The following is a 26890-nucleotide window of genomic DNA, read 5'->3' on the forward strand; positions in this document are numbered from 1 at the left end:
TATTTATGGAGTCACTTCCAGGGGCGCTACTTTTCCTGCGGGAAGACCAGATTCAGCACGATAGCGGTGATGCCACCGGCGGCAATGCCCGAAGACAGCAAGGTTTTAATCCAATCAGGAGCAAACTGCAGAATCAGCGGTTGCTGAGCCACGCCCATACCTACGGCCAATGAAAGCGCCATAATCATAATCGCCCGACGATTCAGGGTTTCACGAGAGACAATGCGTACGCCGGATGCGGCAATAGTGCCGAACATGACGATGGTTGCGCCACCTAATACTGGCTCAGGGATATGCTGTACAAAACCGGCTACCGCAGGGAACAGACCCAACAGAATCAGCATCAGAGCAACGACAAACCCCACGTAACGGCTGGCTACGCCGGTGAGCTGAATAACGCCGTTATTCTGACCGAAGCATGAGTTCGGGAAGGTATTGAAGATGGCTGAAACCATTGAATTCAAACCGTTCGCCAATACGCCGCCTTTCAAACGCTTCATATATAGCGGGCCGCTGACCGGTTGTTCGGAAACGTCAGAAGTAGCCGTGATATCACCGATAGTTTCCAGGGAAGTCACCATGAAGATCAGCATCAGCGGAATCAATAGGTTCCAATCAAAGGATAAACCGTAATAAAACGGCGTTGGGATAGTTATTAGAGCCGTTTCTGCAGCAGGTTGGCTGGCTGGCAGCATATCCATAGCCCAAGCTAATAGATAGCCAACAGCCATTGCTATTACCAATGAAGCAACGCGCAGGTACGGGTTGCGCTGACGGTTTAGCAGGATAATAACGACCAACACCGCACCGGCGAGTAATAAGTTTTTCGGTGAGCCAAAGGTATGATCGCTCATCGCGCCATACCCACCACCAATGGATGTCAGGCCAACCTGAATCAGCGATAGGCCGATAATCATCACGACAATGCCGGAAACCAACGGCGTAATAATGCGACGTGCCAAATGCAAAACGCGAGATAACAGGATCTCGGTGCAGGACGCCACCATTAGCGTACCAAACAACGCGGCCATCATGGTCGGGATATCGGCACCGCCATTTTTCAACGCCAGCCCGCCCATAATCAGCGGAGAAACAAAGTTGAAACTGGTGCCCTGAATAGATAACAAACCAGATCCTACGGGCCCCCAAGTTTTTATTTGTAAAATAGAGGCGAGTCCGGACGCAAATAGGGACATACTAATAATTCGCTGGGTATCCTGCGCCGGTAAACCTAAAGCCTGACAGATAAGCAGCGCGGGAGTGATCACCGCTACAAACATGGCTAATAAATGCTGACAAGCGGCAAATAGGGTTTGTGGCAACGGCGGACGATCTTCCAATCGGTAAATCAGTTCACTGGGTGCATGAGTATGAGAGGCCGGCTGTGGGGTCTTTAGCTCGGCGGATTGCGTGGTCATGGGTTGGCATTCCAGAATCGGCAAAGGGGGCATTTTAATGATCCGCTTCACAAAAGCAATCGGTTGCGCTTCAATTTGTTCAAAATACGCATTTGTTGCCTGCTCGCATTTTTATCTCACCAAACTTGTAATTCTCAGCGTTTTTTTTTCTAATCCACCCTAACCTGCTTTGGCGTTTTTTAAGGATTCGGCTAACGTCATATTTTTATTAGATATTTTAATTACATGGAGTACCAGGATGTTTCATCTCGATACCTATGGCACGCTCGTAGCGGCCACATTGGTTCTGTTACTAGGGCGTAAACTCGTACAATCGGTTCCCTTCCTAACTAAATATACAATTCCTGAACCTGTTGCCGGTGGTTTGCTGGTAGCTCTGCTGTTATTGCTAGTGCAAAAAACTCTTGGCTGGGAAATCAGCTTTGACATGTCCCTGAAAGATCCGCTGATGCTGACTTTCTTTGCCACCATTGGCCTGAACGCCAATCTGGCCAGCCTGCGTGCCGGGGGAAAAGCGTTAAGCGTATTCGTTTTTGTGGTCGTCGGCCTGCTATTAATGCAAAACGCCATCGGTATCGCGTTAGCGAAGCTGATGGGGCTAGATCCTTTGATGGGCCTATTGGCGGGTTCTATCACGCTTTCCGGTGGTCATGGTACCGGTGCGGCGTGGAGTAAACTGTTCGTCGAGCGTTATGGTTTTGAAAATGCTACCGAAGTAGCAATGGCTTGTGCCACATTCGGCCTGGTTTTAGGTGGATTGATCGGCGGCCCTGTGGCGCGTTATCTGGTTAAGCACTCCTCTACGCCGGATGGAAAACCGGAAGACAGCGAGCTGCCATCTGCATTTGAAAAACCGTCTACTGGCCGTCTGATTACGCCGTTGGTGATGGTAGAAACCATCGCGATGATTGCCATTTGTTTGATGGCTGGGCATCACATTGCAGCCTTGCTACAGGGCACAATGTTTGAATTACCGACCTTTGTTTGCGTGCTGTTTGTTGGGGTGATCCTCAGCAACGGTCTGGCTATGGTTGGCTTCTACAAGGTGTTTGACCGTGCGGTTTCCGTACTGGGTAATGTCAGTTTGTCTCTGTTTTTGGCCATGGCGCTGATGAGCCTCAAACTTTGGGAGCTGGCTTCTCTGGCTTTACCAATGCTGGTTATTCTAGTGGTTCAGTCGTTGGCGATGGCGCTATACGCAATCTTTGTGACTTACCGAGTGATGGGTAAAAACTATGATGCAGCGGTGTTGGCTGCGGGCCACTGTGGCTTCGGCTTAGGCGCGACGCCGACGGCAATCGCGAATATGCAGGCGATTACCGATCGTTTTGGCCCTTCTCATTTGGCATTCTTGGTTGTGCCAATGGTTGGTGCTTTCTTCATCGATATCGTCAATGCGATTGTGATAAAACTTTATCTGTTGCTGCCAATATTCCCGGCAGTTACGGGCTAAAACTGGTGCTTAAAGGGAAAGCCGCGATGGCTTTCCCTTATAATATTTAAGCGTTGGTGTAGCGAGCTCTCTCTGGCAGCCAACGTTCAATCAGCGCTTTTGCACTTTCCGGATATTGCTGTTGAAGGTGACGTGCAATACGCTGAACCTCAGGTAACATAGCCTGATCTCTCATTAAATCAGCAACTTTGAACTCTGCACTACCGGTTTGCCGCGTACCTAATAATTCTCCGGGACCGCGTATTTCCAAGTCTTTTTGCGCAATAACAAACCCATCGTTACTGTCTCGTAAAACCTGCAAACGCATTTGAGCTGTTTTGCTGAGCGGAGTTTTATACAGCAGCACGCAGTGAGAGGCAACGGCACCGCGCCCGACCCGACCACGCAACTGGTGCAACTGGGCTAAACCAAGGCGTTCCGGGTTATCAATGATCATCAAGCTGGCGTTAGGGACATCGACACCCACCTCAATCACCGTGGTTGCAACCAGCAGCTGTAATTCCCCTTGTTTGAATGACTGCATAACCGCCTGTTTTTCGGCTGCTTTCATTCGGCCATGCACTAAACCGATTGTTATCTCCGGCAGGGCTGCTTTCAATTCCTCGCAGGTCACTTCTGCCGCTTGTGCTTCCAGTAATTCTGATTCTTCAATCAACGTGCAGACCCAATAAGCCTGACGGCCTTCTTCCAGACAGGCGTTTTTTACTCTGGCAATGATATCGCTGCGCCGGGTATCCGGAATGGCAACGGTAGTGACCGGCGTTCTTCCCGGAGGCAATTCATCAATAACCGAAGTATCTAAATCAGCATAAGCGGTCATCGCCAATGTGCGAGGAATTGGGGTGGCGGTCATAATCAACTGATGCGGATGGAAGCCTTGCTCCTCGCCTTTTTCCCATAAGGCCAAACGCTGATGAACACCAAACCGATGTTGTTCATCAATAATAACCAGCGCCAGCCCTGAAAATTGCACCTGCTCCTGAAAGATAGCGTGAGTACCCACCACCATGGAAACCCGTCCACTTGCAATGGCTTCCTGCTGTGCGAGGCGCGCTTTGCCTTTCTGCTTACCAGCCAGCCAGCCGACTTCCAGCCCCAGTGGTTCGAACCACTGGCGAAAGGTATTTGCGTGCTGTTCTGCCAATAACTCGGTCGGTGCCATCAGCGCGACTTGCTTGCCATGGGCGATAGCCCGCAGCGCCGCCAGAGCGGCGACCAGCGTTTTACCCGAGCCCACGTCACCCTGAATCAATCGCATCATGGGGAAAGGGTTCGTCAGATCTTTTTCGATTTCACCGACAACCCTTTGTTGAGCAGAGGTTGGTTTAAAGGGGAGATTAGCCAGAAAACGTTGCTTTAGCTGTTCTTCAGCGAGCAATGACAAAGCCTTGTAGCTTTGTGCTCCCGCACGCACAGCCAGCATACTGAGATTATGAGCCAGCAGTTCTTCCAATATTAATCGGCGCTGTGCCGGATGCTTCCCTTGCTCCAGATCGGTTAACTGAATATCTGCTGGTGGGCGATGCAGAGTGTGAATAGCATCGGGCAAACTGATAAGCGTGCGGCTGAGTTCCTGCGGCAGTAATTCTGCGATAGCGCTGATATCAAGTAGGGCTAGTGCCTGATCGATGAGCTTACGCAGCGTTGCCTGACGAATACCTTCAGTTGTGGGATAAACTGGAGTCAAAGAGTCCTGTAATTCTACACCCGTATTTTCGCCATGTACTCGATATTCCGGATGAATGATTTCCGGCCCGTGGCTGCCACGTTTAGCTTCTCCATAGGCGATAACATGCTTGCCGGGGGACAGGCTGTTTTTCATCGCAGCGTTAAAATTGAAGAAGCGTAGAGTGAGAATACCGCTGCCGTCGCTTATCTGGCAGGTCAGCATACGACGGCGGCCAAAGCTAATATCAGAGCGCAGCACTTCGCCTTCCACGGTTGCAAAAATGCCGGGTAGTAGGTCACCGATACGATAAAGGCGGGTGCGGTCTTCATAACGCAGGGGGAGATGGAGCAGCAGATCCTGAATGGTTTCCAGCCCCATTTTCGCCAACTTGCCAGCCTGACTTGCGCCAACGCCGGAGAGTGTACTCAGGGGAACGGCATCGAGCAGGTGGCCTTTCATTTACGACTCCGTTGCTTGCATAGCAGACCACCATTGCGGCTCGGCAATAACTTGGCCATGCTCATCGATATGAGGAGGAGGCAGACCCTTGCGTTTGGCAACTTGTGCTAAAACCGGATAACCTCCTTCGAACAGCAGCCGTTGCTGCTCATCTTTATCCAACGCGCTAGCTGCGCGCTGATACATTCCGGCATTTTGCCGCTGTCGCTGAGCTTCGTACAGAATCAACGCAGAGGCGACGGAAACGTTGAGAGATTGCACCATCCCGATCATCGGAATAATGATATCGCGATCGGCTAGCGCTAAGGCCTCTTTTGAAATACCAGTTTTTTCCTGTCCCATCAGAATACAGGTTGGGCGAGTGTAATCAATTTCTCTGAAATCAACGGCGTTATCAGAAAGATGTGTCGCCAGAATCTGCATACCTTGGGCTTTGAAATGTTGGACGGCATCGCTAATTTCGGGATGAGTTTTAACCTGAACCCAACTATTGCTGCCAGCGGCAGCAGATAGCAGGGTATTCATTTCTGCGGTGGGCCAAATGGCATGGATTTGATGAATGCCAACGGCATCGGCGGTACGAATGATTGCGGAAACATTGTGGGGTTTATGTACTTGCTCCAGACAGACGGTTAAATCCGGCTGTCTGGTGGCAAGCATTTCACAAATCCGCGCATAGCGTTGGGGATTCATAGGCCTTAATTGCGGTTACGGCTGACTTTGACTACGTCCGGCATGATACGAATTTTACGCATAATATTCGCCAGATGGATACGATCTCGCGTTGTCAGACGAATATAGGCGCTGTAGATTCGGCCATCTTTCTCTTCTGTATTCATGCTCTGAATGTTTGATTCAGCTGCATTAATAGCCGCGGTGAGGTTAGCCAGAGCACCTTGCTGATTGAACATGTCGACTTTAATTTCGGCAATAAATTCTTGCTCGGTGACTTTATCCCATTCAACCGCCATAAATTTCTCTGGCTCTTTCTGATAGCCACGGATATTCCGACAGGATTCATGGTGAATCACCAGGCCTTTGCCTGGGCTAATATGCGCAATAATCGGGTCGCCCGGAATAGGTCTGCAACACTTGGCGAAGGTAATCAACACGCCATCAGCACCTTTAATTGGCAGTTTTCTAGTACCCGATGCGGCGATATTAGCAGGGTCACCCAGTAGATTCTTCGCAACCACTACGCTCATGGCATTACCTAAACCGATTTCAGCCAGCAGATCGTCTACCGATGCCAGTTTCATGCGATCCAGTTCGTGCTGGATATTTTCCGGAGAAATATCTGCCAGCTTACGGCCATTGCCCAAAGCGTGATTCAGTAAACGCCGACCAAGACTAACGGACTCATCCCGTTTCAGGTTTTTCAGCAACTGACGAATTTTGGCCCTGGCTTTTGAGCTCACAACAAAATTCAGCCATGCAGCGTTAGGGCGGGCTCCCGGAGCGGTAATAATCTCAACGGTTTGGCCGCTGCTAAGCGCCTGTGAAAGAGGGTAAGGCTGGCGGTCCACACGGGCGCCGACGCAGGCATGGCCAATATCGGTGTGTACTGCATAGGCGAAATCTACCGGCGTTGCACCAGCTGGTAGTTCGACGATGCGACCTTCTGGGGTGAAAACGTAAATCTCATCAGGGAACAGATCGGATTTTACGCTTTCGATAAATTCAAATGAACTGCCTGCGCTTTGCTGTAATTCCAGTAGGCTCTGCATCCAGCGCTGAGCGCGGATTTGAGCCGTGGTGCCGGATTCACCCTGTTCTTTATAAGCCCAATGTGCGGCAACACCCATTTCGGCCATTTGGTCCATATCCTCAGTACGAATTTGTACTTCGACAGGAACGCCGTGTGGGCCAATTAATGATGTATGCAACGATTGATAACCGTTAGCTTTGGGAATGGCAATGTAGTCTTTTACTCTGCCGGGGCGCGGCTTGTAGAGGCTATGAGCCTGGCCTAAAACCCGGTAACAGGTATCCACTTCCTTCACAATGACGCGAAAGGCATAGATATCCATTATGGAGTGAAAACGTTGCTCTTTAAGATTCATCTTGCAATAGATCGAATAGAGGTGTTTTTCACGTCCACTGACCCGGCAAGGTATACCCGCTTCGGTTAACCGACCCTCAATCTCCGACAGGATTTTCTGAATCATTTCCTTACGGTTACCGCGAGCGGCTTTTACCACTTCTTTGATGACGCGGTAGCGATTGGGATATAGCGCTTCAAAACCCAGCTCTTCAAGCTCGGTTTTCAAATGATGAATACCTAAACGATGGGCTAAAGGGCTATAAATTTCGAGGGTTTCACGAGCAATACGGCGACGTTTATCTGGGCGTAAAGAACCCAGAGTGCGCATATTGTGCGTGCGGTCTGCCAGTTTGATCAAAATGACGCGGATATCCTGCACCATCGCCATGATCATTTTGCGGAAGTTCTCTGCTTGGGCCTCTTTCTTGTCGCGGAAGGTTAATTTATCGAGTTTGGATACGCCCTCGACCAACTCAGCTACGCTTTTCCCGAACAGTTGCTCCATATCTTGATATGTTGCAGGCGTGTCTTCGATGACGTCATGCAATAACGCCGCCATCAGGGTTTCGTAGTCGAGTCGCATTTCCGCCAGGATACAGGCCACGGCAACCGGGTGAGTTATATAAGGCTCACCGCTGGAGCGTGTCTGACCCTCGTGAGCATCACGCGCAACAAGATATGCCTGTTTGAGGCGCTTAATCTGCTCCTCTGGCAGGTAACGTTGAATCAGCAGATTCAGGCTTTCAAACAGGTACAAGGCAGACTCACAGTCTAATTACTAATTAACGACGACCTTCGGCAATAGCAGTAACCGCTTGAATTTCTGCGGCTTCTTGCTCTTGCTGCTCTTGGCGTTCACGAACATCAAGGATCTGATTAGTGATCAGGCCTTCTTCGATTTCACGCAGTGCGATAACGGTAACTTTATCGTTTTCTTCTGGAACCAGTGCATCTTTGCCGCCAGACTGGATTTGACGCGCCCGACGAGCAGCGACCAACACCAGGTCAAAACGGTTACCAATTTTCTCTACAGCGTCTTGAACAGTTACGCGTGCCATAATTCTGCTACTCCACAGGTGAAGAAATGACTGGGCATGATACTGAAACTCGGTTCAGTCTGCCAATAATTTGCTGATTAAAGCGTCATGCCGCTGTTTTTGGCGGTCTAAACGCAGTCGTTCGGCGCGAATAATGGTTTTCAAATCGGACAATGCCAAATCGAAATCATCATTTACGATTAAATAATCGTATTCCGCGTAGTGATCCATTTCTGCGACGGCCTGTGCCATTCGTTTGGCAATAACCTCTTCGCTATCCTGCCCACGGCCTCGTAAACGACGATCCAGCTCGTCTTTTGACGGAGGCAGAATAAATATACTGCGCGCCGCCGGCATCTTTTTACGAATTTGCTGTGCACCTTGCCAGTCAATATCTAAAAAGACATCAACGCCGGTAGACAGAGTTTGCTCGATGGCCAAACGTGAGGTGCCGTAGTAGTTTTCAAAAACTTTGGCATGCTCAAGGAAGGCATCATCCTCAATCATCTGGCAAAACTCTTGTTCGGAAACAAAGTAGTAATGCTCACCATGATTTTCACCGGGACGTTTTGCACGCGTAGTATGCGAAATGGATACCTGCGTGTCGTACAACGGCTGTGTTTTCAGTAAAGCCTGAATCAGGCTTGATTTCCCAGCTCCACTCGGAGCGGAAACAATGTATAGCGTGCCTTGAACCATGATGACGTTTCAGTTGATTAGGGTTGATGTATAAAAAGCAGAAGTGTGAATCTTCGCACAGTATACACGGGCTAACCGCGTCATGCAGCGTTACAACACATTTCACTACAAGGTTTCGTATTTAAAAAGCTCAAATTGCATACTTTGCGTAGGGGATTCAGCAATTTCAAGTTGTTGCAGTAACTAAAAAAGTATTTTTCGAGATGCACCGCATTTTCACTTTTGGGCTATTTAATTATTCGTTGCTAGCGGATTAACTCATGTTCACCAAGGGCGGTGAGGGAAAGGACATGGATAAGTTAATCATATTGGGGATGCTCTTAGTTTCTATTTTCTATGGCAGAGCGTCAGCTTCGGTAGATTGCCCGTCATGGACGCTCCGTGAATTCAAAACGGAGGTATCCAGACTAGAAAAGCAATTAGAAGAATGGGATGACGCTTATTTCCAACAGGGTAATAGCCTGATTGAAGATGATATTTACGATCAGCTTAGGGATAGGCTCAATCACTGGGTGCGATGCGTAGCAATACCAGAGCAAAGAGTAAATAACGCTCTTTCTCCTACTATCAGTTTGAAGGATAGATTATCTCATCCTGTTGCTCATACGGGATTAAAAAAGCTTCATGGAGAAGGGGCTTTATCTGAATGGTTTGCCGAACGGAAAAACCTTTGGGTTCAGCCTAAAGTTGATGGTGTCGCGGTTACGTTAACCTATGTTCAAGGAAACCTGACGCAAGCAATCAGCCGAGGAGACGGTGCAGTAGGCCAGAACTGGACGGAGAAAGTGAAATATATACCTGCAATTCCCCGCTTTATTTCTCAGGCTCCACCGTTACTGGTTCTGCACGGCGAACTTTTCCTAAAGGTAACTAACCACAAACAGAAAGAAGCTGGTGGTATTAATGCTCGAGCTTTGGTGGCGGGAGCAATGATGAAAAAGCCACCTTCGGCATTGTTGTCCGATATAGGTATTTTCATTTGGGCATGGCCTGATGGACCCGTGGTCATGACCGAGAAGCTGCGTGAGTTACGGCGGATGGGATTCTTACTGACTAAAGAGTTCAGTATGCCGGTCACTTCAGCGAGTGATGTTGTTGCATGGCGACAGCGCTGGTTCGAATCACCGTTGCCATTTGTGACCGACGGAATTGTCATCCGGCAAGAGCAAGAACCGGCGGGGCATCAGTGGCAATCACGGGGCGGTTATTGGTCTATTGCCTGGAAATACCCTCCCTTTCAGCAAGTCGCGCAGGTGAAATCAGTTAATTTCACCATAGGCAGAACAGGGAAGGTCAGCACTATTTTATCTCTAGAGCCTATTCGGCTGGATGACAAATGGGTGAAAAAGGTCAATGTCGGATCAGTTGAGCGCTGGCGGTCCTGGGATGTCATTCCCGGCGATCAAATAACAGTTTCGCTAGCGGGGCAAGGTATCCCGCGTTTGGATAACGTGGTTTGGCGAGTGGAGAATCGGCATGTCGTTATACCTCCGAATCCCGCCTTATTTCATTCATTAAGCTGTTTTCGCCGTCAACCCGCTTCTTGTAATGAGCAATTTATTGCCCGTTTGAGTTGGTTAAGTAGCCGTTCAGGGCTGAATATGGCAGGTATTAGTACGGGGGTTTGGAAGGCCTTTATCGACCATGGCTTAATGAATAATCTCGTTGAATGGCTTGAATTTACACCGGATGATATTGCCGCTGTACCAGGTATAGGAACGGCGAAAGCAAAGACGATTTATCAACAGTTTCAGGTAGCAAAAGAGCGACCGTTTGGCGAGTGGTTAGCGGCGTTGGGTCTCCCCAAGCTAGCTAAAAAAGAAGACTATCCAGAAAGCTGGACAGATTTATTACGGCGCTCGAACCAAGAATGGCTGTCTATGGCGAATCTAGGTAAGAAGCGTGTAAAACAGATAATGGCGTTTACCGCTGATTCGGAGGTGCGACAACTTGCAGATACGTTGTCGCACCATCAAATAAAGGGGTTCGAATTTGTAGAGCGCTAGCAGCACAGATAATCAATGGTCCTGATGCTCATATTTGAAGACAGGTAATCCTAAACGGTAACGCAAAGCAAGCAGCCGGGCAGTCAGGCCAGTAACCAACGTAATGATGACAACCCAATTATGAGAAAGAGGAGTGTACTGTAGAGCGATATAAATCCATGCTGCGGCAAAGGATACTCCAGCATAGATTTCTTTCTGAAAAACTAAGGGAATACAGTTACAAAGCATATCGCGAAGTACGCCGCCAAAGACACCGGTAATGACAGCAGCGATAGCGGCAATGATAGAGCTATGCCCCATATCTAACGCAATTTGTGCTCCGATAATTGAGAAAACGATGAGGCCGATAGCATCAAGTACTAGGAAAAGGTGACGTAAATGGCGCATCAGAGGTGCCACCCAGGTGGTGACTATTGCGGCGATAGCAACGATAACGATGTATTCCGGGTTTTTGACCCAACCCAGCGGATAATGGCCTAACAGCATATCTCTGACTGAACCACCGCCAATTGCCGTGGCGGAGGCGATAATAATGACGCCAAACATGTCCATTTGGCGACGGCCAGCGGCTAGTGCACCGGTCATAGCTTCTGCGGTAATGCCAATAATATAGAGAACGCTAAGTAACATAGTCTTTCACACAAAGGGAGCGGCAAAAGATCAAGGGTAATGGCCACACAGTTCAAGCGCGACTGAGATTTTCTAACTCAGCATGTTTTGCATTAGATTTATTAATCCGATTTGGTGTTTTATGTTATGTAGTGACGAGGCTGATTATTATTTATATTGATTGATGAATTAGATTATTTAAACTCTGTAACTCTGTAACTCTGTAACTCTGTAACTCTGTAACTCTGTAACTCTGTAACTCTGTAACTCTGTAGCTCTGTAGCTCTGTAGCTCTGTAACTCTGTAACTCTGTAACTCTGTAATGGCGTAATGGTTTCGCCATTGCAGCGGTTAGCCGCTAAATGCTAGTTTCATGCAGCTTCATTTTCTATTCTAAAGAGAATCCTATCTATATGGATAACAGCAGAACTTACTTACGTCGGCGTGCCGGCTTTATTCTAGGAATAATTGCTTCGGGGGTTATTTTAAACGGGTGTGTTGTACGTCCAGAATCAGCGGCGAACTCGGCTACGATAAAGGTCATTCCCTCTGCTTGTCAGCAGGGGGTTCCTATGGTGCAAACAACGCTTTATTTTGGTATGAATCGCCCGCAAGGCCCAGTGATTTCTCGTGCTGAGTGGCAATCATTTGTCGACTCAGAGGTTACTCCGAAATTTAAAGAGGGATTGACCGTGTTTGAAGCCAAAGGGCAATGGCTGGGGCATGACGGGGTAGTAGCAAAAGAAAATAGCAAAGCTCTGATGCTTATTCATGCCGAAAGCAAAGAAAGTGATCTCGCGGTTAACTCGCTGAGAGATAAGTACAAGACGCAGTTTTCACAAGAATCAGTAATGCGTATTGATGCGCCTGTCTGTGTCGATTTTTAATCTTCAATGATGGCTGGCCTTCAGGCATTGCACTCAAAGGCCAACCGTTTCATCAAAGTACTACACCAGCGATTGTTGCTGATAATAAACTAACCAATGTAGAGCCATAAACTAGCTTTAGCCCGAAACGGGAAACCACATTGCCCTGTTTTTCATTTAACCCTTTAATTGCGCCTGCGATAATGCCGATTGAGGCAAAGTTAGCAAAAGAGACCAGAAACACCGATAGAATGCCCAGAGCACGTGGGGACATATCAATCGCTATTTTTTTAAGCTCTATCATGGCAACGAATTCGTTAGACACTAATTTAGTCGCCATAATGCTGCCAGCCTTTAGGGCATCCGGCGCAGGAATTCCGATAAGCCAGGCAAGGGGATAGAATACATAGCCGAGAATCTCCTGAAAGCTAACGCTAAATATGCTGGTGAACAAAGCATTAATAGCGGCGATTAGCGCAATAAAACCAATTAGCATGGCGGCGATGATAATGGCGATTTTAAATCCAGCCAGAATGTATTCCCCTAACATCTCAAAGAAACTTTGATCATCATGCAGCTTATTTAATTTTATTTCAGCTTCATCGCCTATAGAGTAAGGGTTGATAATGGAAAGAATAATGAATGTGCTGAACATGTTGAGTATTAGGGCTGCTACGACAAACTTCGGCTCTAACATAGTCATATATGCGCTGACGATTGACATCGAAACCGTCGACATGGCCGTGGCGGCAAGCGTATACATACGGCGCTGAGAAATATCGGCAATCACGCCTTTATAGACGATAAAGTTTTCTGACTGGCCGAGAACCAAGGTGCTTACGGCATTGAAAGATTCAAGCTTTCCCATACCATTTACTTTTGAAAGCACCGTACCTATACCGCGAATTACCCAAGGCAAGATACGGAAATGTTGCAATATACCGATTAAAGCTGAAACAAAAACTATCGGGCATAAAACATTGAGGAATATAAACGCGAGACCTTGTTCGTTCATATTACCAAATACGAAGCTGGTACCAATTGCAGCAAATTTCATCAACGTTTCGAAGAAACCAGCGAAGTGGTGAATAGCGCCAAGCCCAATGTCGGAATGCAGTAAAAAGTAGGCAAAGGCAATCTCAATAGCTAAAAGCTGAAAAATATACCGTAGGCGAATCTTCTTACGGTCGTTGCTCACGGCTAAGGCCAGTAGCGTGATGATTATCAAAGCCAAAAGAAAATGTAGTATTTGCAGCATACACAGCCCATTTTACGTTAAGTGAAGATATTTCAGTATTTTATCCATAATGTCTTATAACTTTCACATAAAAATAACCTCAAGGTTGGGCTTTATTAGATTGAATAGATTAATTTACAACCCAAGGACGTATAAAACTCATTCGGTTAAAGCTTGTTGCAATGTAGAAAATGCCAACAAAAATTCCGAAGGAAGATTTTAAAACTGTGTTTTTATATTTTAATGTCGTAACTGAACTGACCATTATTCTTTTATATATCGATATATCCTCCCTTTTTTCATCCAGTGACTCACTATTTATTTGCTTGCCTTATTTGAGGGGAATCGACCTCAAGCAAGCTGAATTAGCCGAGAGGCTTACCTGTATTGAAATCACTTATTGGATGGAATATATGAAAATGATTAATCTCCCAAGCTGCCGCCCATTCACCGAGGTTGGGCATCTATCGCAAATCTCTGCTTATTATGAAGAAGAGCGAAATACAATGTGGATGCTGCTACGAGCGAATCCACGTCCGTGTTTTAACCTTGAGTTAATTGAAAATATTATGACACTGGCGCAGGCAGCAAGAGAGTCAAAACTGCCTATCGACTTCTGGGTTACAGGTTCGGTTGTTCCACATATGTTTAATGTCGGAGGTGATTTAAGTTTCTTTGCTCAGATGATAAAAAGCCGGAAGCGTGAAACATTAATGGCTTACGCTAGAGCCTGCGTGGATTGCGTTCATGCCGCCTCCCGTGGGTTTGATACCGGGGCAATTTCAATCGCCATGATTGAAGGTAGCGCTTTAGGAGGTGGTTTTGAAGCTGCGCTGGCACATCACTTTGTTTTAGCGCAGACCACTGCCCGAATGGGGTTTCCGGAAATCGCCTTTAACCTGTTTCCTGGCATGGGAGGATACTCGCTGGTGGCCAGAAAGTCCGGTATGCGTGTTGCCGAGGAGCTTATTTGGAGCGGAGAATCCCATGCGGCAGAATGGTATGAAAGTCGCGGATTGGTGGATATATTATTTCAGCCGGGGGATGCTTATCTGGCTACGCGCACCTTCATTGATACTATTCGACCAAAATTAAACGGTATGCGTGCAATGATACGAACACGCCAACGCGTTTTGCAGCTGACGCGTTCAGAATTGATGGATATAACTGAAGATTGGGTGGACGCTGTTTTCTCCATCGAAGCTAAAGATCTGGCTTATATTGAACGCCTGGTCATGCTACAGGATCGGCATACATCCACCATGCCAAAGGCTATTTAGGTTAGGTTTTTTCCGTTAAATCACTTGGAAAGTGCGAGGTGTGTTTGCTCAGCCAATGCTCCAGTTCTTCTGCGGGCATTGGCTTGGCATAAAGAAACCCCTGCTTTTCATCTACCCCCAACAAATCCAAGAAATTCTCTTCCTCTATTGTTTCAACGCCTTCTGCAATAACTCGCATTTGGAGCGTTTCGGCGACAACGGAGATTGCCTTAACTAAAGACTGCGCGACCTGATTTTTATCTATTCCGCGCACAAAGCTCTGATCTAATTTAATCGCATCAATAGGAATGCGAGCTAATTGGGAAAGTGAAGAATAGCCGGTACCAAAATCATCCAGATGGACTTCAGCACCCAATTCTTTGAGCTTTTTGATAATGTTAATCGCAGCATTTTCATCATCAATCAGACAACTTTCAGTTAATTCGACATCAACTAAACTAGAGGTCAATTCACAGGTTTCCAGCGATTTAATAAAGTTGGTAATAATCGCCTCATCCACCAACTGGCGGGCTGAAACATTGACTGCAATTCTTAAATCTATGCCTTTCTTCTGCCAGTCAACGGCTTGCTGCATAGCCGTTTGTAATACCCACTGACCTAAAGGAGCAATCAAACCGGACTCTTCCGCATATGAGATAAACTCTTGCGGTGGAACCAAACCCCGCTCGGTTGATCGCCAGCGAACTAATGCTTCTACGCTGAGTACTTTACCGGTTCGAGTTGATATTTTAGGCTGATAAAATACGACAAGTTGATGTTGTTCCAGGCCTTTACGCAGATTGGTATCCAGCCACATGTATTCCGATACTTTCTTATTCATTTCCGGAGAAAAGACAGAATAAGTCCGTTTGCCAAGTTCTTTTGCCGTGTACATCGCGGTATCCGCGCTGCGGATGATATTTTCCAGCGTTTCACCATGCTGTGGGCATAAGGCAATTCCAATGGAACATCCGGTATAAACTTCAATTAATCCGATACGGAAGGGCGCTCGCATTTGGTCGAGAATACGTTGGGCGGCATTTTCGAGGGCTGAAAGCGTCGTATCTTCGATAAGAACGATAAATTCATCTCCCCCCAAACGGGCGAGCATTTCATCTTCTTTCAAGCAGCTCAATATTGAAAGTGAAACATCTTTTAGCAGCCGATCGCCAAACATATGCCCATAGTGGTCGTTAACTCTTTTGAAGTTATCCAGATCAAGATAAATAATCCCCACGGCGTCGTCTCCGCGAGTTTGAATCGCGCTGTTGATTCGCTCATGGATAGCGTGGCGGTTAGGCAAGCCGGTAATCATATCGGTATTTGCCAGCACACGCAGGCGTTCCTGTGCCCGTCTCTCTTTAGTAATATCTGTACCTGAGCAGATTAAATAAAGTTCGTTTTTACCGCTGCCACTGTGCACGAATTTATTACGAAAAAGAAACAGGCGTTTTCCTTTTACCGTGTTAACCCAGCGTTCCACTTCATAAGAAGCACCTCTTTTAAAAAAACCTTCAATGTTTTTACGCGAGGATGCGCCTTCTTTCTGTGTCATAAATAATTCGAAAACATTCTTACCGATGACGTCTTGTTCTTTTTTGCCAGTGTATTCTTCACTCAAACGATTAAAGCGTTGTACGGAGCCATTTTTATCCAGAATGACAATAACCGAGTTAGCTTCGGAAACGACTTGTTCGGCAAAGGACAATCCCATCACCAGATCGCGCGCGACAGCTTCAGTATCTGAATATGCTGAAGCTGTTCCTCCCCATTCCTTATCATTAATTTTTCGGCCTACCAGATGCAAATGAACTGGATTGCCATAGATAGAAATGCTGATTTCCAGACTGGATGTAATGGCTGTCAGTGCACGAATTTTTGCTGCTTGAAGTGAATCAAGAGGAACGGCAATATTGGTCGTCCCTTTTACGGCAGAGAGTTCCAAGGCTTGGCTATCAAAAGCCAAGCGCCAATAGGGGCTATGGGTGCCAAAGTAAGTGTCCAGGATCGATGTGTCTTGATCTACGAACATGAGAGATACCCCGAAAAGTTCATATGCATCTTGGATACAGCAACCTGTATGAAAAGATACATTTCGCCAAGACATGCCCTGTCATAGTGATCATCTGCCGTACTGATTAATAGTAGTGCAGGATGATTGGGCTTAAGCCAATAAAATGTTTATTTAACTTCTTACTCTGCCTGACCATAAATAGTAGCCGTAAATGAACGAATTGCCTTTAGGCCTACGGATTTCTAGCCTGACATAGATTGATCGGATGGGATGCTTCGATAAAAGCATTATTTTTTATTTGGTTACCTAAAATCCTAATGTAAGAAGGGGCAATAAATCAGTGTTTGAAATACGCTTTTTTGACAAGCTTTTCCATTGGTTACCTGCAGAGTATTCTACGATATTTTTAGATCAAAGATAAATTTAATATCGAATAACGTTATTGATTGAGTCATAGATACTGTCGGCTCATTTTTTTGTTGTTGATTTAATAATTACGCAGCTTTAATAAACAAGCTAACTGACCAGAATATTTCAAAGAATTCGGATATTACTGGCTTATCGGAAATGGGATATCCCTTAATCCGACCTATGGCCTAGAGAATAGAGGTAATATTTTTCAGCTATTTGATATCCAGTTTATGGACATAATTAATAATCAATTTTCTATCTGATTATTCCGTACAGATTCAAGTCGTTTACCTGCATGAGTCAGAAAGTTGATCCACTGTTGAGCACCATTAGATAGATATTTTTGTCGATGGTGACAGAGGCTTATTGAGCGCAGAAAACGAGTTTCTGTTTTGATTACTGAGAAATGGTCGTGAAAAAAGGGATTTTGGATGATAAGCCGGGAAGCGTAGGTGATTCCCAGATTTTGTTGAACAGAAAATAAAATTGAATCGAAAGTATCCAAAGATAAAATTACCCTTGGCTGTGATAACAATGGTGCCAGATGATTATCAAAATAACTACGGCTACCTGAACCTTGCTCACGCAGTATCCATGACTGCTGACTCAATACTGAGAACGGGACTGGTTTTTCTGATGCCAGCGGGTGATTTTTTGTTGCGATAACGACCATTTCATCCGTTAACCATGGGGTAGACAAGATATCTTTATTATTGATATTTCCCTCAAGAATCGCCAAATCTACTTCGAAGTTGAGTAATTTATTCAGAATATCGTTAGTGTTTTCAATAGCTACTTTAGGCAACCAGTCATAGCAATTTCTAAATTCACCTAAAAGTGCAGGCAAAATATAGCTGCCAATGGTTTTACTACAACCTAACAATAAATTGGGAATGCGGGCGCTGTCGGAAAATAATGTACTGATGTCTTTCATTCTTGAAAGCAGCTCATCAGCGACTGGAATTAATTTTTCCCCCTCCGAATTAATAAATATACGAGCGTGGTGACGATCGAATAAGGTTTGGCCCAGACGTTTTTCTAACTCAGCCAAGGTTTGAGAGACGGCTCCCTTCGTCATAAACAATTGAGATGCTGCGGTCGTTAAATTGCCGCTTTGCGCTACTGCGAGGAAAACTTTCAATTGCTTCAACGTGATATCCACTTGTTTAATTCTCCTAAACGCTAAGTCAATAAAAAAAGGATATCCTAAACAAAGGTAAGTATCTATATTTGCCCTATTCATTCATGTCGATTATGGTTAGGGCGGTAACATGCTAAGAATCATACATAGGAAAATCAGAGGATTACCGACACCGATCGCCGGTCTGGCACTGGGTATTTCAAGTATAGGTTGGTGCCTGGAAAATGCATTACCCTTGAATGGGTTAGGTCAAAATATCGGGGCGATAATCGCATCGGTACTTCTATTTGCCGTAGCCAGTAAATTTATTTTCCATTTCGAAGTTTTATTATCAGATTTAAAACATCCTGTGGTGGGTAGCGTGGTGCCTACCTTTACCATGGGGTGTATGGTGGTTTCTAAGGCCTTAGGCAATTTGAGTATGTTAGCGGGTGAGATCTTGTGGTCACTGGCGGTAATAGTGCACCTGATTTTTCTTGCGGTATTTATTTATCATCGGATCCAAGAAATAGAAATGCATCATATGGTGCCGAGTTGGTTTGTTCCGCCGGTTGGGATTATTGTGGCTGACGTTGCGGTGCCTAATCAGGCCTTTATGGGCGTTGCGTATTTATTGTTAATCATCGGTATGTTGAGTTACGCATGTATGCTGCCGCTGATGATCTATCGTTTTATGTTCTGCCACGAAGTTCCTGACGCAGCAAAGCCAACTATCGCGATTATGGCTGCTCCTGCGAGCCTTAGTTTGGCGGGTTATTTAACCGTAGTGCCAAATCCTTCTTTACTGGTATGTGCATTGCTGTTTGGTATTGCGATATTAATGACCTGCGTAATTTACATGTCATTCTTTCGCTTACTAAAATTGCCGTTTAGCCCAGGTTATGCTGCGTTTACCTTTCCAATGGCAATTGGTGCGACAGCGTTATATAAATTAGCGGATTTGGTGAGTAAGTATGAATTAGTACAAAATTACAGCTACCAACTTTATTATCTGGCTACCTTTGAGGCTGCTGTCGCTACCTTAATTATTACGTATGTCGCCATACGCTACATATTTAACTACAGCGTATTTAATTGGAATTTACGTATTATCGGTGAATAAAGCCAATCTGGATATTAATGAGCCCGTCTCTCTGGACTGCCCAACTTTATCGGGTCAGTCCAGATTACGGGCTTTAGAAGTTTTCTATTATTTTGCAATGCTGTGAAACATTACTCGATGTTCTGAATCTGTTCGCGCATTTGCTCGATAAGTACTTTCAGTTCAATCGCAGAGTTGGTGACTTCCGCATTAATAGATTTTGACGCTAGCGTGTTCGATTCACGGTTGAATTCTTGCATCATAAAATCAAGACGGCGGCCAACGGCCTCTTTCTTCTTCAGAATATTATGCGTTTCTTTCACGTGAGCTTCTAGACGATCCAGCTCTTCAGCCACATCGACACGTTGTGCCATTAGCACCAACTCTTGTTCCAGACGGGTGTTTTCCAGTTGAACCTGCGCTTCTTCCAGCTTGCTTAGCAGACGTTCACGCTGCCACTGCAAGATGTTTGGCATATGAGCGCGGACTTTAATCACTTCCGCACTTACGCCATCCAGGCGCTGCTCAATCAAGGCTTTCAGCGCTGCACCTTCAGATTCGCGGGCAACAATAAAGTCATCGAGAGCAATATCCAGTGCTTGCATCAGTTCGGTGCTGATAGCATCCAAATCCTGTTCTTCTGCGGACATCACGCCCGGCCAGCGCAGCACATCCAGCGGGTTTACTTCGCCTTCGTCGCTTTGCATTTTGACCCAGTTCGCCGCTTCAACCAGCTGTTTAGCCAGTTTTTCGTTCAGGATCAGTGAGCTTTGTGCTGTAGGATCCATCTCGAAGCGCAAATGGCATTCAATTTTGCCTCGGGTCAGACGGGAGCGAATACGCTCGCGAATGACCGGTTCCAGACTGCGAAACTGTTCTGGCAGGCGAATGTAGGTTTCTAGATAACGTTGGTTAACGGAACGCAGCTCCCAGGCTGCGCTGCCCCATTCACCCTTAATATCACGCCGGGCGTAGGCGGTCATGCTGCGGATCATCGTTGCGTACCCGTTTCAAAGAAAAGATGCAGGGATTATAGCCTCGCAGCCTCGGGCAGGATAGGCATTACATCACTAAGGCCGTATAATGCGCGACCAATATCGATTTAACGCCGGAGAATTCCCATGCGCCCAGCAGGCCGAGCACTAGAACAAGTACGTCCATTAACCCTGACCCGTAATTACACGAAACACGCAGAGGGTTCCGTGTTGGTTGAGTTTGGCGATACCAAAGTATTGTGCACCGCGACCGTTGAAGAAGGCGTACCGCGTTTTCTGAAAGGGCAGGGACAAGGGTGGATTACTGCTGAATACGGTATGTTGCCGCGTGCAACCCATAGCCGTAACCCGCGTGAAGCCGCTAAAGGCAAGCAGGGTGGCCGTACATTGGAAATCCAGCGTCTGATCGCCCGCTCACTGCGTGCGGCGGTTGATCTGAAAAAACTGGGTGAATTCACCATCACCTTAGACTGCGACGTGATTCAGGCTGACGGTGGCACCCGTACTGCTTCTATCTCCGGTGCCTGCGTGGCACTGGCAGATGCGCTTAATGCATTGGTTGCTAAAGGTAAACTGAAAGCTAACCCGATGAAAGGGCTGGTCGCCGCTGTTTCTGTTGGTATCGTAAAAGGTGAAGCCCTGTGCGATTTGGAATATGTGGAAGATTCTGCAGCAGAAACCGATATGAACGTGGTGATGATGGAAGATGGTCGAATGATTGAGGTGCAAGGCACCGCAGAAGGCGAGCCGTTCAGCCATGAGGAGTTGCTGGCATTGCTGGCTTTGGCTCGGGGAGGAATAGAAACCATCTTCCAGGCGCAGAAAGCGGCGTTGGAACAATAATTTTTATATAGGCGACCTAATAGTCGCCTTTTTTATATCCGGTTGCCTGAGAGCCTTATATCGAGGATAGATGCGGTAACTGACCACAGCAGTCACTAATCTGGAAAGGAGATACACCAATGAAAGCCTATCAGCGCGATTTTATTGAGTTTGCGCTTAACAAACAGGTTTTGAAGTTCGGCGAATTCACCCTGAAGTCAGGGCGGATCAGTCCTTACTTCTTTAATGCAGGACTGTTTAACACCGGGCTGGATCTGGCGTTATTGGGGCGTTTTTATGCGGCAGCCCTGATGGATTGTGGCGTAGAGTTTGATCTGTTGTTTGGCCCTGCGTATAAGGGGATTCCTATTGCTACCACAACGGCGGTAGCACTGGCAGAACACCATCAGCGCGATGTTCCTTACTGCTTTAATCGTAAGGAAGCGAAAGATCACGGTGAAGGCGGCAGCCTAGTGGGAAGCCCGCTACAAGGGCGTGTGATGCTGGTTGACGATGTGATTACCGCGGGTACCGCTATTCGTGAGTCTATGGAGATTATCGGCGCGCACGGAGCTTCTCTGGCGGGCGTAATGATTTCGTTAGACCGTCAGGAGCGTGGGCGCGGCGAAATTTCAGCTATTCAGGAAGTGGAGCGGGATTATCACTGCAAAGTCATTTCTATCGTGACTTTGAATGATTTGATTACCTATCTGGAAGAAAAACCGGAAATGGCCGATCATCTGGCCGCGGTTCGTGTTTATCGCGAAAATTACGGCGTTTAAGCCATTTTGCTGAAAACAGAGTACCAAGACGAAAGGGCCAATTGGCCCTTTTTACTTTTGCTGTGACTGACTATGGGCAGTCACCTATTGTAATTGCGCCATCACTAGCGGCCAGCGGGCATCGAACTCTTGCGTTGGCAAATAGCGGAATTCGGAGCGAACAAAGCGAGACAGCATCCCCTCACAAAAAGCCAGTAATTGGGTCGCCAGCAGGGTTTCATCATGTGCAAAGCCCTGACCTTCCCGTAGCTTTCTTTCTCGCAATACCTGACGTAGCTGAGCTTCAATACGTTCAAATAGCTGATTAATACGACCTTGTAAACGATCCTGCTCAAACATCAAAGCATGTCCGGTCATAATTCGGGTTAGCCCTGGATTCCGTTCGGCAAACCCAAGAACCAGCAATAGAATAAGCCTGAGACGATTAAAAGTTTCTTTTTCGTCTTGCAGGATTAAATTTATGCGGGACATCAGACTATCTTCAATAAACTCGATCAGGCTATCGAACATCTTGGTTTTGCTGGGGAAATGCCGATATAGCGCAGCCTCAGAAACACCAACGTTGGCGGCAAGCTTCGCGGTGGTGATCCGCTGGCTGCCATCGCTGGATTCCAGCATTTGCGCCAAAGCTTGCAATATTTCCTCGCGCCGATTCCTTTTCGTATTTTCTTTCTCTGCCATGTCCGATTAGACCCTTGCTAAAAATGACTTAATTAACAAAAACCTGAACACCGGCCGCGCTGGATACAAAGCCCAAGCGGCTTATGTGATAGCTTTTTTACGGTATCAAGGTTTAGGGTAGGTTATTGGCGTCCAGAATGGCCAAAACCACCGGTGCCGCGTTCGCTGAGGTCAAAATCTTCGACCAGATTGAACTCGGCTTGTACTACAGGCACAAACACCATCTGGGCAATACGTTCGCCCGGTTCGATAGTGAAAGACTGCTGGCCACGGTTCCAGACAGAAACCATCAGTTGCCCCTGATAATCGGAGTCGATCAAGCCGACCAGATTACCTAGCACCACGCCGTGCTTATGGCCTAAGCCTGAGCGCGGCAGAATTACCGCCGCCAGACCGGCGTCGCCAATGTGGATAGCCAGACCGGTTGGCAGCAGAGTCGTTTGCCCCGGAGCTAGGTCTACTGCGCTATCTAGGCAGGCGCGTAGATCCAAGCCCGCTGAGCCTGGTGTGGCATAGGTTGGCAATGGAAATTCGGTGCCAATACGTGGATCCAGAATTTTAACGTCGATTTTTTTCATCATAACGGCTGACAATCTCGTCTATTAAACGCTGACCAAGCAGGGATTTATCGCTGTGGGGCAAGCGTTTCTCTCCGTTCGGCCAAAAAAGGTGCAATGCATTGGTATCACTATTAAAACCATGCTCTGCGAGCGAAACATCATTGGCGCAAATCAGGTCCAGATTCTTCCGCACCAGTTTTTGTCGCGCGTATTCTTCCACATTCTGGGTTTCGGCAGCAAACCCGACGACAAATGGACGTTTTTTCGTCATTGCGGCGACGCCAGCAACAATATCTGGATTCTTCACCATTTTCAGCGTGATTTCATCACCCTGTTTTTTTATTTTTTCATCAGCAACCTGTTCCGCCCGGTAATCCGCTACGGCCGCACAGGAGATAAAAATGTTCTGATAAGGAGCGGCTTGCTGAACGGCGCTTTGCATTTCAAGGGCGCTAATCACATCAATGCGCGTGACTCCGGCAGGCGTTGGCAGATTGACCGGCCCTGCGACTAAAGTGACGTGAGCGCCGCGCTGTGCTGCCGCCTGAGCGATGGCGAACCCCATTTTCCCTGAGCTGTGGTTACTGATAAAACGTACCGGATCCAGCGCTTCACGAGTGGGACCGGCGGTCACCATGACATGAAGATGTTGCAGGTCTTGTTTTACAGAAAAATGATTTTCTGCCAGTGCGACGATTTCCAATGGGTCAAGCATGCGGCCAGGGCCGATATCGCCACAGGCCTGACTACCGCTGCCCGGTCCCCAAAGCAAAACGCCACGACTTGCCAGCGTTTGCAGGTTGGCCTGTGTAGCGCTGGCACGGTACATCTGCTGATTCATTGCGGGAACGGCGGCAACTGGGGCCGCGGTTGCCAGACAAAGCGTTGTCAGCAGGTCGTTGGCCATGCCCGCTGCTACTCTAGCCAGTAAATCGGCGGTGGCCGGAGCGATGATGACCAGATCGGCCCATTTCCCCAGCTCGATATGGCCCATAGCGGCTTCTGCTGCAGGATCGAGCAAATCATCAGAGACGGGATATCCCGAAACGGCCTGCAAGGTTAGCGGAGTAATAAAGGCTTTGGCAGCCGTTGTCATCACTACCCGCACGTCTGCGCCTTTATCACGTAAGCGGCGTACTAGCTCGGGACATTTATAGGCGGCTATGCCACCACTGATACCGAGCACAATATGTTTGCCGGAAAGTCCCGTCATCATGATTGTCCGAATTAAAGCCGAAAGAGGCGATATTTTAGCATAACCCATCGGCAGTTTTGCTATAGGGGGTAACGCAGGTTAGCGATCAATCTGAAATTTGCGTGGCGTCACGCAGGATTAATTGATGTTTATCGTGAGGATAATCCAGCCATGGCATGATGCACCGGCACTGAGAATAGGGGAGTTCTAGGATGGAACTATGGCTGAAAGGGGACGGACCCAGAGAGAAATTACTGAAATATGGGGCCGAGGCGTTAAGTGATGCCGAATTGCTGGCCATATTTTTACGAACGGGCATTCCGGGTCTGCACGTGATGGCGATGGCGGAGCATCTAATTGCCGAATTTGGCTCTCTCTATCGTTTGATGTCAGCGGATTATCCAACGCTTTGTGCACAAAAAGGTATGGGGAAATCTAAATACAGTCAGATTCATGCCATTTCCGAATTGGCCACCAGATGTTTTTCTGACCATATGATTAAAGAGAATGCGATGTTAAATCCGCGAATGACGCAAAAATATCTGCAAAATTTGCTGTCAGAACGTGAGCGGGAAATATTTTTAGTGATGTTTTTGGATAACCAGCATCGTGTTATTCGCCATGAGGAGATGTTTACTGGTACCATCACCAGCGTAGAGGTCCATCCGCGGGAAATTGTGCGTGAAGCGCTAAAGGTTAATGCCGTCGCGTTGATTCTGGCGCATAATCACCCGTCGGGGAAGGCTGAACCGAGCCAAGCCGACCGTTTAATCACTGCGCAGGTGGTAAAAGCCTGCTCATTATTGGATATTAGGGTGCTCGACCATTTGGTGGTTGGCCGTGGCGAATGTGTCTCTTTTGCTGAGCGAGGCTGGATTTAGAGATATTTTCTCGATCCTTTCGGGATCTTTAGCTGTTCGGGACTTGAGCACTTACGCTTCAGAGCGTATACTACGCCACCTTTGAGAATCTTGGGTTTGGCGTGAAGAGCCTATCTCAGCAGGTTTATGCCTGGTGACAGGGGTTTCTGACCTGATGACATTGAGTCTTCTCAGTGAATTTGCTGAGATGGGCTCTAAAGCCTGACGAGGCGGCCATACCCTATACGAAGCTCGAGCTGATTTGATTTTTGGAGAATAGACATGTCCCGAGTCTGCCAAGTTACTGGCAAGCGCCCGGTGAGCGGTAACAACCGTTCCCACGCAATGAACGCGACCAAACGCCGTTTTCTGCCGAACCTGCACTCTCACCGTTTTTGGGTTGAGGGCGAGAAGCGCTTTGTAACTCTGCGTGTATCTGCTAAAGGTATGCGTGTTATTGATAAGAAGGGTATCGAAACGGTCTTGGCCGAACTTCGTGCCCGCGGTGAGAAGTATTAAGGAACTGAATCATGGCTAAAGGTGTTCGCGAGAAGATCAAGCTGGTTTCTTCTGCTGGTACTGGTCACTTCTATACCACCACGAAGAACAAGCGTACTAAGCCGGAAAAATTGGAACTGAAGAAATTCGATCCAGTTGTCCGTCAACACGTGATCTATAAAGAAGCTAAAATTAAATAATTTTAGTGGATTAATAAAAAACCCGGCTTCGGCCGGGTTTTTTGTTATATAAAGGTCGGCAAACACGTTGAATCGGAGGTTAAATGCCTGAATTACCAGAAGTTGAAACCAGTCGACGTGGGATTGAACCCTACCTAGTCGGCCACAGCATTCAATATGCCATTGTCAGAAATTCCCGTCTGCGCTGGCCGGTTTCAGATGAAATACTGGCTCTGAGCGATCAACCGGTACTGAGTGTGCAACGCCGTGCCAAATATCTATTACTGGAATTACCAAAAGGCTGGATTATCATTCATTTGGGTATGTCAGGCAGTTTGCGGATTTTGCCGGAGGAAACCGAGGCAGAAAAACATGACCATGTGGATTTGGTGATCAGTAACGGCAAAATATTACGCTATACCGACCCACGTCGCTTTGGCGCATGGTTATGGACTTCGGATTTGACAACCAGCAACGTGCTGGCTCATCTCGGCCCTGAGCCGTTGAGCGATGAATTTAGCGCTTCCTACCTGTTTAATCTGTCTCGTAATAAACGAACCTTGGTTAAGCAGTGGATTATGGATAATAAAGTCGTGGTGGGTGTGGGGAATATCTATGCCAGTGAATCGCTGTTCGTCGCGGGTATTTCTCCCGATCGTCCTGCGGGTTCGCTCACTGAAGCAGAAGTCGGATTATTCGTTGCAACCATCAAAATGGTATTGCTGCGTTCTATCGAACAGGGCGGCACAACGCTACGTGATTTTTTGCAGTCGGATGGTAAACCGGGTTACTTTGCGCAGGAATTGCAGGTTTATGGTCGAGCAGGTGAGCCGTGCAGGCGCTGTGGTCATCTGATTGAAAGTGCGAAACATGGGCAGCGCAGCACGTTTTTCTGCCGTCACTGCCAGCATTAAG

Annotated in this window: 25 protein-coding genes; 11 read left to right on the forward strand and 14 right to left on the reverse strand. The window is 47.2% G+C overall.

The genetic code is table 11. The features are described 5' to 3' along the window. Positions 1–26: 26 nt before the first annotated feature. Entirely contained in the window at positions 27–1418 is a 1392-nt protein-coding gene (locus AD970_RS16330; protein ID WP_049601419.1) for a uracil-xanthine permease family protein, read from the reverse strand. A 238-nt stretch (positions 1419–1656) separates the two neighbouring features. Between AD970_RS16330 and gltS the strand changes: the two genes are divergently transcribed. Then, positions 1657–2871 (forward strand): sodium/glutamate symporter, encoded by a 1215-nt coding sequence (gltS, locus tag AD970_RS16335; RefSeq protein ID WP_049601420.1) that lies wholly within the window; start codon positions 1657–1659, stop codon positions 2869–2871. Positions 2872–2917: 46 nt separating this feature from the next. Here the strand turns inward: gltS and recG are convergent, their stop codons facing one another. From recG to gmk, 5 genes are read right to left on the reverse strand one after another with little or no spacing between them, the layout of a single operon-like run. Then, positions 2918–4999: an ATP-dependent DNA helicase RecG gene (recG, locus tag AD970_RS16340; protein ID WP_049601423.1), complete on the reverse strand. Its 2082-nt coding sequence runs from the start codon at positions 4997–4999 to the stop codon at positions 2918–2920. Then, positions 5000–5692 (reverse strand): tRNA (guanosine(18)-2'-O)-methyltransferase TrmH, encoded by a 693-nt coding sequence (trmH, locus tag AD970_RS16345; protein WP_072080677.1) that lies wholly within the window; start codon positions 5690–5692, stop codon positions 5000–5002. Between the two features lie 5 nt (positions 5693–5697). Then, a complete protein-coding gene (gene spoT / locus AD970_RS16350; RefSeq protein ID WP_049601428.1) occupies positions 5698–7800 on the reverse strand; it encodes a bifunctional GTP diphosphokinase/guanosine-3',5'-bis pyrophosphate 3'-pyrophosphohydrolase in 2103 nt (700 codons plus the stop codon). Positions 7801–7825: 25 nt separating this feature from the next. Further along, positions 7826–8101, reverse strand: a complete 276-nt coding sequence (gene rpoZ, locus AD970_RS16355) for a DNA-directed RNA polymerase subunit omega (RefSeq protein ID WP_004392061.1) — start codon at positions 8099–8101, stop codon at positions 7826–7828. 54 nt (positions 8102–8155) lie between these two features. Then, a complete protein-coding gene (gmk, locus tag AD970_RS16360; RefSeq protein ID WP_049601430.1) occupies positions 8156–8779 on the reverse strand; it encodes a guanylate kinase in 624 nt (207 codons plus the stop codon). Positions 8780–9069: 290 nt separating this feature from the next. On the opposite strand from gmk, the gene ligB reads away from it, so the two are divergent. Then, entirely contained in the window at positions 9070–10785 is a 1716-nt protein-coding gene (ligB, locus tag AD970_RS16365) for an NAD-dependent DNA ligase LigB (RefSeq protein WP_084728171.1), read from the forward strand. Between the two features lie 12 nt (positions 10786–10797). On the opposite strand, the gene AD970_RS16370 is transcribed toward ligB, so the two are convergent. Next, positions 10798–11415, reverse strand: a complete 618-nt coding sequence (locus AD970_RS16370) for a trimeric intracellular cation channel family protein (protein WP_049601436.1) — start codon at positions 11413–11415, stop codon at positions 10798–10800. A gap of 392 nt (positions 11416–11807) precedes the next feature. Here AD970_RS16370 and AD970_RS16375 point away from each other — a divergent pair, with 392 nt between their 5' ends. Continuing rightward, positions 11808–12281: a DUF3574 domain-containing protein gene (locus AD970_RS16375; RefSeq protein ID WP_049601438.1), complete on the forward strand. Its 474-nt coding sequence runs from the start codon at positions 11808–11810 to the stop codon at positions 12279–12281. 52 nt (positions 12282–12333) lie between these two features. On the opposite strand, the gene AD970_RS16380 is transcribed toward AD970_RS16375, so the two are convergent. Beyond that, complete coding sequence (locus AD970_RS16380) at positions 12334–13518, reverse strand: NupC/NupG family nucleoside CNT transporter (protein ID WP_049601439.1); 1185 nt, start codon at positions 13516–13518, stop codon at positions 12334–12336. Positions 13519–13910: 392 nt separating this feature from the next. On the opposite strand from AD970_RS16380, the gene AD970_RS16385 reads away from it, so the two are divergent. After that, entirely contained in the window at positions 13911–14777 is an 867-nt protein-coding gene (locus AD970_RS16385) for a crotonase/enoyl-CoA hydratase family protein (protein WP_049601440.1), read from the forward strand. 1 nt (position 14778) lies between these two features. On the opposite strand, the gene pdeR is transcribed toward AD970_RS16385, so the two are convergent. Then, entirely contained in the window at positions 14779–16788 is a 2010-nt protein-coding gene (gene pdeR, locus AD970_RS16390) for a cyclic di-GMP phosphodiesterase (protein WP_049601442.1), read from the reverse strand. A 640-nt stretch (positions 16789–17428) separates the two neighbouring features. Beyond that, a complete protein-coding gene (locus tag AD970_RS16395) occupies positions 17429–18343 on the reverse strand; it encodes a LysR substrate-binding domain-containing protein (RefSeq protein WP_049601443.1) in 915 nt (304 codons plus the stop codon). 109 nt (positions 18344–18452) lie between these two features. Here AD970_RS16395 and AD970_RS16400 point away from each other — a divergent pair, with 109 nt between their 5' ends. Further along, positions 18453–19424 (forward strand): TDT family transporter, encoded by a 972-nt coding sequence (locus AD970_RS16400; RefSeq protein ID WP_049601445.1) that lies wholly within the window; start codon positions 18453–18455, stop codon positions 19422–19424. 110 nt (positions 19425–19534) lie between these two features. On the opposite strand, the gene AD970_RS16405 is transcribed toward AD970_RS16400, so the two are convergent. Continuing rightward, complete coding sequence (locus AD970_RS16405) at positions 19535–20398, reverse strand: YicC/YloC family endoribonuclease (protein ID WP_049601448.1); 864 nt, start codon at positions 20396–20398, stop codon at positions 19535–19537. A 126-nt stretch (positions 20399–20524) separates the two neighbouring features. Between AD970_RS16405 and rph the strand changes: the two genes are divergently transcribed. Both rph and pyrE read left to right on the forward strand, forming a co-directional pair. Further along, complete coding sequence (gene rph / locus AD970_RS16410; protein ID WP_049601453.1) at positions 20525–21241, forward strand: ribonuclease PH; 717 nt, start codon at positions 20525–20527, stop codon at positions 21239–21241. 119 nt (positions 21242–21360) lie between these two features. Beyond that, positions 21361–22002 (forward strand): orotate phosphoribosyltransferase, encoded by a 642-nt coding sequence (gene pyrE / locus AD970_RS16415; protein ID WP_049601455.1) that lies wholly within the window; start codon positions 21361–21363, stop codon positions 22000–22002. Between the two features lie 84 nt (positions 22003–22086). Here pyrE and slmA read toward each other — a convergent pair whose 3' ends face one another. The 3 genes from slmA to coaBC form a co-directional block, all read right to left on the reverse strand. Further along, a complete protein-coding gene (gene slmA, locus AD970_RS16420; RefSeq protein ID WP_049601457.1) occupies positions 22087–22683 on the reverse strand; it encodes a nucleoid occlusion factor SlmA in 597 nt (198 codons plus the stop codon). A gap of 122 nt (positions 22684–22805) precedes the next feature. Beyond that, a complete protein-coding gene (dut, locus tag AD970_RS16425) occupies positions 22806–23264 on the reverse strand; it encodes a dUTP diphosphatase (RefSeq protein ID WP_049601460.1) in 459 nt (152 codons plus the stop codon). Further along, entirely contained in the window at positions 23242–24459 is a 1218-nt protein-coding gene (gene coaBC, locus AD970_RS16430; protein WP_049601463.1) for a bifunctional phosphopantothenoylcysteine decarboxylase/phosphopantothenate--cysteine ligase CoaBC, read from the reverse strand. The genes dut and coaBC overlap by 23 nt, the downstream gene beginning before the upstream one ends. Before the next feature lie 191 nt (positions 24460–24650). On the opposite strand from coaBC, the gene radC reads away from it, so the two are divergent. From radC to mutM, 4 genes are all read left to right on the forward strand, one after another. Beyond that, complete coding sequence (gene radC / locus AD970_RS16435; protein WP_049601467.1) at positions 24651–25319, forward strand: RadC family protein; 669 nt, start codon at positions 24651–24653, stop codon at positions 25317–25319. A gap of 261 nt (positions 25320–25580) precedes the next feature. Next, entirely contained in the window at positions 25581–25817 is a 237-nt protein-coding gene (rpmB, locus tag AD970_RS16440; protein WP_032816691.1) for a 50S ribosomal protein L28, read from the forward strand. Positions 25818–25828: 11 nt separating this feature from the next. Next, positions 25829–25996 carry a 50S ribosomal protein L33 gene (gene rpmG, locus AD970_RS16445; RefSeq protein ID WP_004392084.1) on the forward strand — a complete coding sequence of 56 codons (168 nt, stop codon included), beginning with the start codon at positions 25829–25831 and terminating at the stop codon, positions 25994–25996. A gap of 83 nt (positions 25997–26079) precedes the next feature. Further along, the gene (mutM, locus tag AD970_RS16450; protein ID WP_049601479.1) at positions 26080–26889 is read left to right on the forward strand and encodes a bifunctional DNA-formamidopyrimidine glycosylase/DNA-(apurinic or apyrimidinic site) lyase; all 810 of its coding nucleotides are present in this window, start codon (positions 26080–26082) and stop codon (positions 26887–26889) included. Position 26890: the final 1 nt, after the last annotated feature.

This window comes from Yersinia nurmii (assembly GCF_001112925.1).
In the GTDB taxonomy this organism is placed as follows: domain Bacteria; phylum Pseudomonadota; class Gammaproteobacteria; order Enterobacterales; family Enterobacteriaceae; genus Yersinia; species Yersinia nurmii.

What these genes read in the sequence shown, in the direction of transcription:
- rph (WP_049601453.1), top strand. Translation starts at nt 20,525, where the DNA reads ATGCGCCCAGCAGGCCGAGCACTAGAACAAGTACGTCCATTAACCCTG.
- ligB (WP_084728171.1), top strand. Translation starts at nt 9,070, where the DNA reads ATGGATAAGTTAATCATATTGGGGATGCTCTTAGTTTCTATTTTCTAT.
- AD970_RS16405 (WP_049601448.1), bottom strand. Translation starts at nt 20,398, where the DNA reads ATGATCCGCAGCATGACCGCCTACGCCCGGCGTGATATTAAGGGTGAA.
- AD970_RS16330 (WP_049601419.1), bottom strand. Translation starts at nt 1,418, where the DNA reads ATGACCACGCAATCCGCCGAGCTAAAGACCCCACAGCCGGCCTCTCAT.
- radC (WP_049601467.1), top strand. Translation starts at nt 24,651, where the DNA reads ATGGAACTATGGCTGAAAGGGGACGGACCCAGAGAGAAATTACTGAAA.
- rpmG (WP_004392084.1), top strand. Translation starts at nt 25,829, where the DNA reads ATGGCTAAAGGTGTTCGCGAGAAGATCAAGCTGGTTTCTTCTGCTGGT.
- AD970_RS16385 (WP_049601440.1), top strand. Translation starts at nt 13,911, where the DNA reads ATGAAAATGATTAATCTCCCAAGCTGCCGCCCATTCACCGAGGTTGGG.
- rpoZ (WP_004392061.1), bottom strand. Translation starts at nt 8,101, where the DNA reads ATGGCACGCGTAACTGTTCAAGACGCTGTAGAGAAAATTGGTAACCGT.
- AD970_RS16380 (WP_049601439.1), bottom strand. Translation starts at nt 13,518, where the DNA reads ATGCTGCAAATACTACATTTTCTTTTGGCTTTGATAATCATCACGCTA.
- gmk (WP_049601430.1), bottom strand. Translation starts at nt 8,779, where the DNA reads ATGGTTCAAGGCACGCTATACATTGTTTCCGCTCCGAGTGGAGCTGGG.
- trmH (WP_072080677.1), bottom strand. Translation starts at nt 5,692, where the DNA reads ATGAATCCCCAACGCTATGCGCGGATTTGTGAAATGCTTGCCACCAGA.
- AD970_RS16400 (WP_049601445.1), top strand. Translation starts at nt 18,453, where the DNA reads ATGCTAAGAATCATACATAGGAAAATCAGAGGATTACCGACACCGATC.
- mutM (WP_049601479.1), top strand. Translation starts at nt 26,080, where the DNA reads ATGCCTGAATTACCAGAAGTTGAAACCAGTCGACGTGGGATTGAACCC.
- gltS (WP_049601420.1), top strand. Translation starts at nt 1,657, where the DNA reads ATGTTTCATCTCGATACCTATGGCACGCTCGTAGCGGCCACATTGGTT.
- dut (WP_049601460.1), bottom strand. Translation starts at nt 23,264, where the DNA reads ATGATGAAAAAAATCGACGTTAAAATTCTGGATCCACGTATTGGCACC.
- slmA (WP_049601457.1), bottom strand. Translation starts at nt 22,683, where the DNA reads ATGGCAGAGAAAGAAAATACGAAAAGGAATCGGCGCGAGGAAATATTG.
- coaBC (WP_049601463.1), bottom strand. Translation starts at nt 24,459, where the DNA reads ATGATGACGGGACTTTCCGGCAAACATATTGTGCTCGGTATCAGTGGT.
- pdeR (WP_049601442.1), bottom strand. Translation starts at nt 16,788, where the DNA reads ATGTTCGTAGATCAAGACACATCGATCCTGGACACTTACTTTGGCACC.
- AD970_RS16375 (WP_049601438.1), top strand. Translation starts at nt 11,808, where the DNA reads ATGGATAACAGCAGAACTTACTTACGTCGGCGTGCCGGCTTTATTCTA.
- rpmB (WP_032816691.1), top strand. Translation starts at nt 25,581, where the DNA reads ATGTCCCGAGTCTGCCAAGTTACTGGCAAGCGCCCGGTGAGCGGTAAC.
- pyrE (WP_049601455.1), top strand. Translation starts at nt 21,361, where the DNA reads ATGAAAGCCTATCAGCGCGATTTTATTGAGTTTGCGCTTAACAAACAG.
- recG (WP_049601423.1), bottom strand. Translation starts at nt 4,999, where the DNA reads ATGAAAGGCCACCTGCTCGATGCCGTTCCCCTGAGTACACTCTCCGGC.
- AD970_RS16370 (WP_049601436.1), bottom strand. Translation starts at nt 11,415, where the DNA reads ATGTTACTTAGCGTTCTCTATATTATTGGCATTACCGCAGAAGCTATG.